The 12,002-nt window shown below is 56.4% G+C and carries 11 protein-coding genes; 2 read left to right on the top strand and 9 right to left on the bottom strand.

Features of this window, described 5'->3' with window-relative positions; all coding sequences use genetic code 11:
• Positions 1–72: 72 nt before the first annotated feature.
• From fabF to yceD, 8 genes are all read right to left on the bottom strand, one after another.
• The gene (gene fabF, locus BN3796_RS12900; RefSeq protein WP_061708725.1) at positions 73–1,314 is read right to left on the bottom strand and encodes a beta-ketoacyl-ACP synthase II; all 1,242 of its coding nucleotides are present in this window, start codon (positions 1,312–1,314) and stop codon (positions 73–75) included.
• Positions 1,315–1,405: 91 nt separating this feature from the next.
• A complete protein-coding gene (acpP, locus tag BN3796_RS12895; RefSeq protein ID WP_000103754.1) occupies positions 1,406–1,642 on the bottom strand; it encodes an acyl carrier protein in 237 nt (78 codons plus the stop codon).
• A 277-nt stretch (positions 1,643–1,919) separates the two neighbouring features.
• Positions 1,920–2,654 carry a 3-oxoacyl-ACP reductase FabG gene (gene fabG, locus BN3796_RS12890; RefSeq protein ID WP_061708724.1) on the bottom strand — a complete coding sequence of 245 codons (735 nt, stop codon included), beginning with the start codon at positions 2,652–2,654 and terminating at the stop codon, positions 1,920–1,922.
• A gap of 12 nt (positions 2,655–2,666) precedes the next feature.
• On the bottom strand, positions 2,667–3,596 hold the full coding sequence (fabD, locus tag BN3796_RS12885) for an ACP S-malonyltransferase (protein WP_061708723.1): 930 nt from the start codon (positions 3,594–3,596) through the stop codon (positions 2,667–2,669).
• 15 nt (positions 3,597–3,611) lie between these two features.
• Positions 3,612–4,565, bottom strand: a complete 954-nt coding sequence (locus BN3796_RS12880) for a beta-ketoacyl-ACP synthase III (RefSeq protein ID WP_061708722.1) — start codon at positions 4,563–4,565, stop codon at positions 3,612–3,614.
• Positions 4,566–4,571: 6 nt separating this feature from the next.
• Positions 4,572–5,606 carry a phosphate acyltransferase PlsX gene (gene plsX, locus BN3796_RS12875; protein ID WP_061708721.1) on the bottom strand — a complete coding sequence of 345 codons (1,035 nt, stop codon included), beginning with the start codon at positions 5,604–5,606 and terminating at the stop codon, positions 4,572–4,574.
• Positions 5,607–5,751: 145 nt separating this feature from the next.
• Entirely contained in the window at positions 5,752–5,925 is a 174-nt protein-coding gene (gene rpmF / locus BN3796_RS12870) for a 50S ribosomal protein L32 (protein WP_003857964.1), read from the bottom strand.
• 16 nt (positions 5,926–5,941) lie between these two features.
• Entirely contained in the window at positions 5,942–6,463 is a 522-nt protein-coding gene (gene yceD, locus BN3796_RS12865) for a 23S rRNA accumulation protein YceD (RefSeq protein WP_061708720.1), read from the bottom strand.
• Between the two features lie 141 nt (positions 6,464–6,604).
• On the opposite strand from yceD, the gene BN3796_RS12860 reads away from it, so the two are divergent.
• Positions 6,605–7,189: a Maf family protein gene (locus BN3796_RS12860; protein ID WP_061708719.1), complete on the top strand. Its 585-nt coding sequence runs from the start codon at positions 6,605–6,607 to the stop codon at positions 7,187–7,189.
• Positions 7,190–7,268: 79 nt separating this feature from the next.
• Here the strand turns inward: BN3796_RS12860 and rluC are convergent, their stop codons facing one another.
• Positions 7,269–8,216, bottom strand: coding sequence for a 23S rRNA pseudouridine(955/2504/2580) synthase RluC (gene rluC, locus BN3796_RS12855; RefSeq protein WP_073885215.1), 948 nt, complete (start codon positions 8,214–8,216; stop codon positions 7,269–7,271).
• A gap of 570 nt (positions 8,217–8,786) precedes the next feature.
• Between rluC and rne the strand changes: the two genes are divergently transcribed.
• Complete coding sequence (rne, locus tag BN3796_RS12850) at positions 8,787–11,960, top strand: ribonuclease E (RefSeq protein WP_061708717.1); 3,174 nt, start codon at positions 8,787–8,789, stop codon at positions 11,958–11,960.
• Positions 11,961–12,002: the final 42 nt, after the last annotated feature.

Below are 12,002 nucleotides of genomic sequence, written 5' to 3'. Positions count from 1 at the left end.
GGACAAGAAGAGAAACCGGAAATAAAAAAGGTCCGACAAGCGGACCTTTTTAATCATATGCAGCGAGCTGGCTTAGATCTTTTTAAAGATCAGCGAGCCGTTAGTGCCACCAAAGCCAAAGGAGTTACACAGGGTATACTCCAGTCCGCTGATCTGGCGCGCTTCGTGTGGAACGAAGTCCAGATCGCAACCTTCATCCGGGTTATCCAGGTTGATGGTTGGCGGAACAGCCTGATCGCGCAGAGCGAGGATAGAGTAGATTGACTCTACTGCTCCCGCCGCACCGAGCAGGTGACCGGTCATGGATTTGGTGGAGCTGACCATTACGCGGCTGGCAGACTCACCGAAGATAGACTTAACCGCCTGCGCTTCAGCTTTATCGCCCGCAGGGGTAGAGGTACCGTGCGCGTTAACGTAGCCAATCTCTGCCGGGGTAATGCCCGCATCGCGGATTGCGTTTTCCATTGCCAGCGCGGCACCCGCGCCATTCTCTGGCGGAGAGGTCATGTGGTAGGCGTCGCTGCTCATACCAAAACCAACCACTTCAGCATAGATTTTCGCGCCGCGTTTTTTCGCATGTTCGTACTCTTCGAGCACAATCATGCCCGCGCCATCGCCCAGCACAAAGCCGTCGCGATCTTTATCCCACGGACGGCTTGCCGCCTGCGGGTTATCATTGCGGGTGGAGAGCGCGCGCGCCGCGCCAAAACCGCCAACGCCCAGCGGGGTACTGGCTTTTTCAGCACCGCCAGCAACCATAGCATCTGCATCGCCGTACGCGATAATACGCGCCGCCTGGCCGATGTTATGGACGCCTGAGGTACAGGCGGTTGCGATCGAGATACTTGGACCACGCAGACCGTACATGATGGTCAGGTGACCGGCCACCATGTTAACAATCGTGGACGGAACGAAGAACGGGCTGATTTTACGCGGGCCACCATTCACCAGAGAGCTATGGTTTTCCTCAATCAGGCCAAGACCGCCAATCCCGGAGCCAATAGCGGCGCCAATACGGGTTGCGTTCTCTTCCGTAATTTCAAGGCCAGAATCCTGCATGGCCTGAACGCCAGCGACAATTCCATATTGAATGAAGGCATCCATCTTGCGCTGTTCTTTGCGCGAGATGATCTCTTCACAGTTAAAATCCTTTACTAAGCCAGCAAATTTCGTTGCATAGGCGCTAGTATCGAAATGGTCGATTAGGCTGATGCCGCTCTGACCGGCAAGAAGAGCTTTCCAGGTGGACTCTACGGTATTGCCGACAGGAGACAACATGCCAAGTCCGGTCACAACTACACGACGCTTAGACACGTTTGTCCTCCAGGGAGGGATAAAAAAAGAGGTTCGTGGGGCTAAAAAAGATAAAACTCAGGCGGTCGAATGACCGCCTGGAGATGTTCACTTACGCCTGGTGGCCGTTGATGTAATCAATGGCAGCCTGAACGGTAGTGATCTTCTCAGCTTCTTCGTCCGGAATCTCAGTATCAAACTCTTCTTCCAGAGCCATTACCAGCTCAACGGTGTCAAGAGAATCTGCGCCCAGGTCTTCAACGAAAGAAGCGTTGTTGGTAACTTCTTCCTGCTTAACGCCCAGCTGTTCGCCGATAATTTTCTTAACGCGTTCTTCGATAGTGCTCATACTCTTAAATTTCCTATCAAAACTCGCTTTCGCGATGGTTTTCGTAGTGTATAAAATGTTGAAAAATTTGCAACTAAATCCCGGCAGGTCTTACCACGATTTTACGTTATTTTGAGGCCTTTTGCCCTAATAACGCAAATATTTTTCTCCACCTCATCAAACAGACCGATTTTGCATCAACAACGCCCGATTAAACTGGCCACATCATCATCAATGTTGCCAGGATAAGCCGCATTGCCGTTGCGATTCGATCAGAACGACCCGGTGGAGCTCGCGGTTAAACCATATACATTCCGCCATTGACGTGCAGAGTTTCACCTGTGATGTAACCCGCTTCGTCAGAAGCTAAAAATGCAACCGCGCTGGCGATTTCTTTAGGATCGCCTAAACGACCCGCAGGAACTGCCGCCAGCGTACCCGCACGCTGTTCTTCAGTCAGCGCACGCGTCATGTCCGTTTCAATAAAGCCCGGAGCAACAACGTTCACCGTAATACCGCGGGACGCAACTTCGCGCGCCAGCGATTTACTGAAACCGATCAGGCCAGCTTTCGCCGCAGCGTAATTAGCCTGACCAGCATTTCCCATGGTACCGACCACAGAACCGATAGTGATAATACGGCCATGACGCTTTTTCATCATAGCTCGCATTACCGCTTTTGACAGACGGAATACCGATGACAGGTTGGTTTCGAGAATATCGTTCCACTCATCATCTTTCATTCGCATCAGCAGGTTGTCGCGAGTGATTCCGGCATTATTGACCAGAATATCGACTTCGCCAAACTCAGCGCGAATATTTTCCAGAACAGATTCGATAGATGCAGGATCGGTCACATTCAGCAGCAGACCTTTGCCGTTAGCACCCAGATAGTCGCTGATCGCCTGCGCGCCGTTTTCGCTGGTGGCAGTACCGATCACTTTTGCGCCGCGCGCAGCCAGCGTTTCAGCGATTGCGCGTCCAATACCGCGGCTGGCGCCTGTGACCAGGGCGATTTTTCCTTCAAAACTCATGGTATTCCTCTTTTATTGCGAGAGTGCCGCTGACATCGCGTCCGGCTCGTTAAGCGCCGAGGCGGTCAGGGTATCAACAATACGTTTGGTCAGGCCGGTGAGGACCTTACCCGGGCCGACTTCATAAAGATGTTCCACGCCCTGGGACGCCATAAACTCAACGGTTTTGGTCCACTGTACCGGGCTGTAGAGCTGGCGAACCAGCGCATTACGAATCGCTTCCGGCGCGGTTTCGCATTTCACGTCTACGTTATTCACCACCGCAATCGCCGGCGCGTTAAAGGTGATTTTTTCAAGCTCCGCCGCCAGCTTCTCAGCGGCAGGTTTCATCAGCGCGCAGTGAGACGGAACGCTCACCGGCAGCGGCAGCGCGCGTTTTGCGCCTGCGGCTTTACAGGCTGCGCCTGCACGTTCAACTGCCTCTTTGTGACCGGCAATCACCACCTGGCCTGGGGAGTTGAAGTTAACAGGCGAAACCACCTGCCCTTCGGCAGACTCTTCACAGGCTTTGGCGATAGCCGCATCGTCGAGGCCGATAATCGCCGACATTCCGCCCGTCCCTTCCGGTACCGCTTCCTGCATGAATTTGCCACGCATCTCCACCAGACGCACCGCGTCGGCAAAGGCGATCACGCCCGCACAAACCAGCGCGGAGTATTCGCCCAGACTGTGACCGGCCAGCATTGCCGGGGCTTTACCGCCCTGCTGCTGCCAGACGCGCCACAGCGCAACGGAAGCGGTCAGCAGCGCAGGCTGCGTCTGCCAGGTTTTGTTCAACTCCTCGGCTGGTCCCTGCTGGGCCAGCGCCCACAGGTCGTACCCCAGCGCATCAGAAGCTTCACGGAAGGTCTCTTCCACGATCGGGTAGCTCGCTGCCATATCAGACAGCATCCCTACGGCCTGAGAACCCTGTCCCGGAAAGACAAAAGCAAATTGCGTCATGTTTTAATCCTTATACTAAAAACGAACCAGCGCGGAACCCCAGGTGAAACCACCACCAAAGGCCTCCAGCAGGACCAGCTGGCCCCGTTTAATTCGTCCATCGCGTACCGCTTCGTCAAAGGCGCACGGTACCGATGCCGCAGAAGTATTGCCGTGACGATCGAGCGTCACCACAACGTTATCCATCGACATGCCGAGCTTTTTCGCCGTGGCGCTGATAATGCGCAGGTTAGCCTGGTGCGGCACCAGCCAGTCCAGCGCGGCGCGATCGAGATTATTCGCCGCCAGCGTCTCGTCCACGATATGGGCCAGTTCTGTTACGGCCACTTTAAAGACTTCGTTCCCGGCCATGGTCAGGAAAATCGGATTCTCCGGATTAACGCGGTCGGCGTTAGGCAGCGTCAGAAGCTGGCCGTAGCTGCCGTCGGCGTGCAGATGGGTCGAGATGATCCCCTCCTCTTCCGACTGGCCTAACAGCACGGCGCCTGCGCCATCGCCAAAAATAATGATCGTCCCACGATCGGCAGGATCGCAGGTGCGCGCCAGCACGTCAGAGCCGATTACCAGCGCATGTTTTACCGCACCGGATTTCACATACTGATCGGCGATGCTCAGCGCGTAGGTAAAGCCTGCGCAGGCGGCGGCAACGTCAAACGCCGGGCAGCCTTTAATGCCCAGCATGCCCTGAATCTGGCAGGCTGCGCTCGGGAAAGCGTGGGTTGCTGAGGTGGTAGCAACGATGATCAGGCCGACCTCTTCTTTATCGACGCCCGCCATCTCCAGCGCGCGCAGCGCCGCCTCGTAACCCATGGTAGAAACGGTTTCATCCGGCGCGGCAATACGACGTTCACGGATACCTGTGCGCGTGACAATCCACTCGTCAGACGTATCTACCATTTTTTCCAGGTCGGCGTTAGTTCGCACGTGTTTTGGCAGATAACTGCCGGTACCTATAATCTTCGTATACATGTACGCTCAGTCACTTTTTGCTAATACAGATTCCAGGCGAGCGGCAATCCGCTGAGGGACTTGCCGCTGCACCGCCTGCACTGCCTGTTCTATAGCGACGGTAAAAGCTCGCTGATTGGCCGCACCATGACTCTTAATCACCGTGCCGCGCAATCCTAACAGACAGGCGCCATTATACTGGTCGGGGTTGAGGTGACTGAATCGCCGCGTCAGGCTTTTTTGTAACCAACGCTTTAATAAATAAAGCCACCAGGATCGTTTTTTGCCCTCTCCCTGCGATTTCAGCAGCGAAAGGAACATGCGCACGACCCCTTCCATCGTCTTTAACGTTACGTTGCCGGTGAAGCCGTCGCAGACCAGCACATCAGTTTTACCGGTCAATAATTCATTGGCTTCAAGATAACCAATATAGTTGATCGTCGGAACAGATTTTAACCGCTCCGCCGCTTCACGGATGCTGTCGAGACCTTTCGTCTCTTCTTCACCGATGTTGAGCAACGCAACCCGCGGATGGGCAATTCCCACGACCTCTTCCGCCAGCACCGAACCCATAACGGCGAACTGCGCCAGCATGGTGCTATCACAATCGACGTTAGCGCCCAGGTCGAGCACTACCGTTTTACCCTTCTGCTGGTGCGGCAGTACCGTCACCAGCGCGGGTCGCTCAATCCCCTCAATGGGTTTGAGCATCATCTTCGCCAGGCCCATCAACGCACCGGTATTCCCGGCGCTGACACAGGCCTGCGCCCGTCCCTCTTTTACCAGCTCCAGCGCAATCCGCATAGAGGATCCGCGACTGTTGCGGATCGCCAGAGATGGCCTCGCATCACTGGCAATAACTGACTGCGCAGGAATAATCTGCAGACGTGAACGTTGTTCAAAGTCAGCTTTTGCAAGTAATGGCGTGATGGCGTCGGGGTCGCCGACTAAAAGAAGTGTGAGCTCAGAATTAGAATTCAGTGCCTGCAATGCTGCAGGCACTGTCACGGATGGGCCAAAATCACCCCCCATGACATCTAACGCCAGGGTTAGACGTGTCAAGGTATCTTCGCAGCCTGGTTCGGTCTGTTCCCCGCTCGCGCGGGGAGCCCCTCACTAAGCCTAATCACGCATCTACTCGTCGTCTTTTACGCTACGGCTGCGCGGGTTGCGCTTCCGTACCGCAAAATCCTGCGAGTACGCGTGATTACTTAGTGATAACCTTGCGGCCGCGGTAGAAACCGTCAGCAGTGATGTGGTGACGCAGGTGTTTTTCACCAGAAGTCTTGTCAACAGACAGGCTGGTAACTGCAGTCAGCGCGTCATGGGAACGACGCATGCCACGTTTGGAACGGGTTGGTTTATTCTGTTGTACGGCCATGGACCTTACTCCTCAATTACTTACGCTTTAAGCTGGCTAATACGGCAAATGGGTTCGGTTTTTGCGCTTCATCAGGCAGTTCACCAAAGACCATGTCCGCCTCGGACACTTCACAGTGTTCAGAATCATGCACCGGAACTACCGGCAAAGAGAGGATGATTTCATCTTCCACCAATGCAAGCAGATCGATTTCACCGAATTCGTTAACCTCAATCGGCTCATACGCTTCCGGGAGTGCTTCAGCCTGTTCGTCAGAACGAACCGGACTAAAACAATACGTTGTGTGAACATGATGAGGGAACGGTTTCCCGCAACGCTGACACTCGAGCGTCACCGAGACCTTTGCATCACCGGTTAAAACGGCAAGGCGCTGGTTGTCGATGGCGAACGACATGATGCATTCCACATCACTGTCCACACTGACTACAGACTCGGCAATACGTTCAGCCTGATCGGGAGTATAAATACCCTCGTAATCGAGGCGTTTTTGAGCCGTACGAACCGGATCAAGAGTCAGGGGTAATTTTACCTTTTGCATAGGGCGCGCATATTAACTTTGTAACGTCATAGAGTCAAAGAAAAAGGCAACCGCCGGCTGCCTTTTGCCAATTATTCGCACACATTGCGGCCTGTAGTTTAAAATGGCTGGCATCGATACGCTATATCTGGTGAAAAAAATATGCCAAATCTCGTTCTTGCTTCCACTTCACCTTACCGCCGAATGCTGCTGGAAAAGCTCGGGATCCCGTTTGAATGCGCCGCGCCGGATGTTGACGAGACGCCGCAGCCGGGTGAGTCGCCGCGTCATCTGGTTACACGTCTTGCGCAGGCGAAAGCGCAGTCGCTGGCCGAACGTTACCCCGCACATCTGATTATAGGCTCCGATCAGGTTTGCGTGCTGGATGGCGAAATTACCGGTAAACCGCACACCGAAGAGCGGGCCTGCCAGCAGCTGATGCGCGCGCGGGGCAATATTGTTACTTTTTATACCGGCCTTGCGCTCTATAACTCCGCCACTGGTCATTTGCAGACCGAGTGCGAGCCGTTTGATGTCCATTTCCGCCATCTGAGCGAGCAGGAAATTGTGGATTATGTGCGCCGGGAGCGTCCGCTGAACTGTGCCGGGAGCTTCAAAAGTGAAGGGCTGGGCATTGCGTTGTTTGAAAGACTGGAAGGCAGGGACCCGAACACGCTGGTGGGGTTACCGCTGATTGCGCTCTGCCAGATGTTAAGGCGGGAAGAGTGTAATCCGCTGAGCCTGTAATTATTGCCCGGCGGCGCTTCGCTTGCATGGGCCTACGGGTTTCGTAGGCCGGGTAAGCGCAGCGCCACCCGGCACTCCTCTAACCGCGCAGCACCTTCAGACAGCGTTTTAGCTGATCGTCCAGCGGCGCTTCGATACGGATAACTTCACCGGTATTCGGATGGGTAAACTTCAGCGCCGCCGCGTGCAGGAAGAGGCGCGACAGCCCGGTTCCCGCCAGCTGCTTGTCAAACTCGCGGTCGCCGTAACGATCGTCAAAGGCGATAGGATGACCGGCATACTGGGTATGCACACGGATCTGATGGGTACGACCCGTCACCGGGCTACAGCGAACCAGGGTAGCGAACTCGTAGCGCTCCTCCACCTTAAAGCGCGTCTCGGACGGTTTCCCCTCCTGGCTGACGCGCACGATGCGCTCCCCGCTTTGCAGAATATTTTTCAGCAGCGGCGCCTGTACCACCTTCACATGGGACTGCCACTGGCCGCGCACCAGCGCCAGATAATCCTTCTGCATTCCCTTTTCGCGCAGCTGCTCATGCAGCGAACGCAGCGCTGAGCGCTTTTTCGCCACCAGCAGCACGCCGGAGGTATCGCGATCCAGACGGTGCACCAGCTCCAGGAAACGCGCTTCCGGGCGCAGCGCGCGCAGCCCTTCAATCACGCCGAAGCTCAGCCCGCTGCCGCCGTGCACCGCGGTGCCGGAGGGTTTGTTAAGCACCAGAATATGATCATCTTCATAGAGAATGACGTCGGCCAGCGCGGCGACTTTTTGCAGATGCGGGGAGACCGCCTCCTCTTCGCGCTCGGCGACGCGCACCGGCGGAATACGGACTTCGTCGCCCGCCTCAAGCTTATATTCCGGCTTAACGCGTTTTTTATTCACCCGCACCTCGCCCTTACGGAGGATGCGGTAAATCATACTTTTCGGCACGCCTTTAAGCTGGGTGCGCAAAAAATTATCGATTCGTTGCCCCGCTTCATCAGCGGCAATAGCAACCATTTTTACGGATGGGGTCTCTGTTTTCATGGTTGGCGATTCTAAATAGCGCGCCGCGTTAGCGCCACTCATTTTTCTGTGCTTATATTGTCTTTTATTCCGCCCCTTCCCTCTCTGCGCAATCGATTTGGTGGTAATTAAACCAATCACCGGGGTGAAGTGGAGAAACTGTGAGTAACCGGGTGATAATTGATAAAAGTCATCTTGCTATCACCCTGCGAGCAATGGAATAATGAGGCCGTTTTCCGTGTTAAATCCTGGTTAATCAAGAAGACAACGGAATAACCCATTTTGTCTGACCGATCATCCACGCAGCAATGGCGTAAGACGTATTGATCTTTCAGGCAGTTAGCGGGCTGCGGGTTGCAGTACTTCCCGGTATAAGGAATGTTCTCTGGAGAGTTGTTCCCAGACTATTCCCCTGATAATTGCGCTGTATTTCCGTATGAAATACAGGCAACCGACACTTTGCGCCTCTTAAGCGAGCGACAACCGTGAGGTTGGCGACGTGAACAGTCACGAGGCCATCGGTTCACACCCCGGAATGCGTTACCTTGCCCGCAGCTTAGTCGTCAATGTAAGAATAATGAGTAAGTTACGATGAAAAGAATGTTAATCAACGCAACTCAGCAAGAAGAGTTGCGTGTCGCCCTTGTGGATGGGCAGCGCCTGTACGATCTGGATATCGAAAGTCCTGGACACGAACAGAAAAAAGCGAACATTTACAAAGGTAAAATCACCCGTATTGAACCAAGCCTTGAAGCAGCCTTCGTCGATTACGGCGCTGAGCGTCACGGTTTTCTTCCTCTTAAAGAAATTGCCCGCGAATATTTCCCTGCCAACTACAGCTCCCACGGTCGCCCGAACATCAAAGATGTCCTGCGTGAAGGCCAGGAAGTTATCGTCCAGATTGATAAAGAAGAGCGCGGCAATAAAGGCGCGGCGCTGACCACCTTTATCAGCCTGGCGGGCAGCTATCTGGTGCTGATGCCGAACAATCCGCGTGCGGGCGGTATCTCCCGACGGATTGAAGGCGACGATCGCACCGAGCTTAAAGAAGCGCTGGCAAGCCTGGAGCTGCCGGATGGCATGGGCCTCATCGTTCGTACCGCAGGCGTTGGCAAATCAGCTGAAGCCCTGCAGTGGGACTTGAGCTTCCGTCTGAAGCACTGGGAAGCGATCAAAAAAGCGGCCGAAAGCCGTCCTGCGCCCTTCCTAATCCATCAGGAGAGCAATGTTATCGTTCGCGCGTTCCGCGACTACCTGCGCCAGGACATCGGCGAAATCCTGATCGATAACCCGAAAGTGCTGGAGCTGGCTCGCCAGCATATCGCCGCGCTGGGCCGTCCCGATTTCAGCAGCAAAATTAAGCTCTACACCGGTGAAATCCCGCTGTTCAGCCACTACCAAATCGAATCGCAGATTGAGTCCGCCTTCCAGCGTGAGGTGCGTCTGCCCTCCGGCGGCTCCATTGTTATTGATACCACCGAAGCGTTGACCGCCATCGATATTAACTCCGCTCGCGCTACCCGCGGCGGCGATATCGAAGAAACCGCGTTTAATACCAACCTGGAAGCGGCGGATGAGATTGCCCGCCAGCTGCGCCTGCGCGACCTTGGCGGCCTGATCGTTATCGACTTTATCGATATGACGCCGGTCCGCCACCAGCGTGCGGTGGAAAATCGCCTGCGTGAAGCGGTTCGTCAGGATCGCGCTCGCATCCAGATCAGCCATATTTCCCGCTTCGGCCTGCTGGAGATGTCCCGCCAGCGTCTGAGCCCGTCGCTCGGTGAGTCCAGCCATCACGTCTGCCCGCGCTGTAGCGGCACCGGCACCGTGCGTGACAACGAATCGCTCTCGCTCTCTATCCTGCGTCTGATCGAAGAAGAGGCGCTGAAAGAGAACACCAAAGAAGTGCACGCGATTGTCCCTGTGCCGATCGCCTCCTACCTGCTGAATGAAAAACGTGCCGCGGTAAGCGCGATTGAAGCGCGTCAGGGCGGCGTTCGTTGCATCATCGTACCGAACGATCAGATGGAAACGCCGCACTACTCCGTGCTGCGCGTGCGTAAAGGCGAAGAGACAAGCACCCTCAGCTATCTGCTGCCGAAGCTGCACGAAGAAGAGATGGCGCTGCCGTCTGAAGACGATTTCGCCGAGCGTAAGCTGCCGGAACAGCCAGCGCTGGCCACCTTCATCATGCCGGAAGCGCCGCCTGCGCCTGCGCAGGAAAAAGCGCCGGTTAGCGCCAGCGTGCAGAAACCTGCCGAACCCGTGAAGGCGGAAACCGCTGAGCCGGGTCTGCTGAGCCGTTTCTTCACCGCGCTGAAGAAAATGTTTGCCGGGGAAGAAGTTCAGCCGGAACAGCCGAAGGTTGAGCCGAAGCCGGAAAAACAGGAGCGTCAGCCGGAGCGCCGCAAGCGTCAGAACAACCGCCGCGATCGCAACGACCGTAACGAGCGTAATGAACGTAACGATCGCAGCGAGCGTAACGAACGCCGCGACAGCCGCGCCGAAAACGGTGACGTTCGTGAATCGCGCGAAGAGAACCGTCGTCCTCGCCGCGAGAAACCGCAACAGGTGGAAGATCGCGAGATCCGCCAGCCGGTCAGCGAGGAGAGCGAAAAACCGAGACAGCGTGACGACCAGCCGCGTCGCGAACGTAACCGCCGCCGCAACGACGACAAACGTCAGGCCCAGCAGGAAACCAAAGCCCAGACCCGCGAAGAGCCGCAGGTTGAGCAGGAGACCGAGCAGGAAGAGCGCGTGCAGGTGATGCCGCGCCGTAAGCAGCGTCAGCTGTCGCAAAAGGTGCGTATTGAATCCGCCGTTGCGCAAGAGCCGACAGAAGCGCCTGCCGCCCCTGCGCAGGAGGCTGCGCAAAGTACACAGCTGGCGAAGCTGGATCTGCCTGCCGTGGTGGACGCCGCGCCGGAGCAGGATGAAAACGAAAGCCGCGACACCAACGGCATGCCGCGTCGCTCCCGTCGTTCCCCGCGCCACCTGCGCGTGAGCGGCCAGCGTCGCCGTCGCTACCGTGACGAGCGTTATCCGACCCAGTCTCCAATGCCGTTAACCGTGGCCTGCGCGTCACCAGAAATGGCCTCCGGCAAGGTCTGGATCCGCTATCCGGTTGCCCGTCCTCAGGAGCAGCAGGCAGAAGAGCAGACCGTCAACGAAACTCTCGTCGCACCGGTCGAGGCTCCGCAGCCGGTTGTCACCGAAGCGGTAACCGTGGCAGAGCCGCTGGCTAACGTCGCTGAAGCACAGACTCAGGCGGCTGAAACGCGCGAGACTGAAGAGCAGGGAACGGTTGTTGAGCCGCAGGAAGCCGCTGCTCAGCCGCAGCCAGCCGCGGTCGAAACCACGCATCCAGAAGCGATCGCCGCGCCGGTTGATGCCCAGCCGCAGATTATCGAGCCGCAGGATCTGCCGGTTGTTGAAGAGGTAGTGGAAGAGGCGCAGCCTGTAGAAGAGCCTGCTCCTGAAGCTGCCCCGGAAGAGCCGGTGAAGGACGAGGTGAAGGCGCCAGCGCCTGTTGTCGACAGCGCGCCTGCGCCGGTGGAAAAACCGACCGCTGAAGCGGTAAGCGCTAGACCTGTCGCCACCGCGCCGATGACCCGCGCCCCTGCCCCGGCTTACGTTCCGGAAGCGCCGCGTCACAGCGACTGGGTGCGCCCGGCGTTCCAGTTTGACGGCAAAGGCGCTGCAGGCGGCCACAGCGCGACGCATCACGCTACCGCGCCTGCCACGCGTCCGCAGCAGGCTGAATAAGCCATAACCCGCTTAAAAAGCCGACCTCCGGGTCGGCTTTTT

Origin of the sequence: Pseudenterobacter timonensis (assembly GCF_900021175.1) — a bacterium.
GTDB lineage: Bacteria > Pseudomonadota > Gammaproteobacteria > Enterobacterales > Enterobacteriaceae > Enterobacter > Enterobacter timonensis.
The sequence above is the reverse complement of the archived record's forward strand: the minus strand, read 5'-3'. Positions and strand labels throughout refer to the sequence as shown.

What these genes read in the sequence shown, in the direction of transcription:
- BN3796_RS12860 (WP_061708719.1), top strand. Translation starts at nt 6,605, where the DNA reads ATGCCAAATCTCGTTCTTGCTTCCACTTCACCTTACCGCCGAATGCTG.
- BN3796_RS12880 (WP_061708722.1), bottom strand. Translation starts at nt 4,565, where the DNA reads ATGTATACGAAGATTATAGGTACCGGCAGTTATCTGCCAAAACACGTG.
- rpmF (WP_003857964.1), bottom strand. Translation starts at nt 5,925, where the DNA reads ATGGCCGTACAACAGAATAAACCAACCCGTTCCAAACGTGGCATGCGT.
- yceD (WP_061708720.1), bottom strand. Translation starts at nt 6,463, where the DNA reads ATGCAAAAGGTAAAATTACCCCTGACTCTTGATCCGGTTCGTACGGCT.
- rluC (WP_073885215.1), bottom strand. Translation starts at nt 8,216, where the DNA reads ATGAAAACAGAGACCCCATCCGTAAAAATGGTTGCTATTGCCGCTGAT.
- acpP (WP_000103754.1), bottom strand. Translation starts at nt 1,642, where the DNA reads ATGAGCACTATCGAAGAACGCGTTAAGAAAATTATCGGCGAACAGCTG.
- rne (WP_061708717.1), top strand. Translation starts at nt 8,787, where the DNA reads ATGAAAAGAATGTTAATCAACGCAACTCAGCAAGAAGAGTTGCGTGTC.
- fabD (WP_061708723.1), bottom strand. Translation starts at nt 3,596, where the DNA reads ATGACGCAATTTGCTTTTGTCTTTCCGGGACAGGGTTCTCAGGCCGTA.
- fabG (WP_061708724.1), bottom strand. Translation starts at nt 2,654, where the DNA reads ATGAGTTTTGAAGGAAAAATCGCCCTGGTCACAGGCGCCAGCCGCGGT.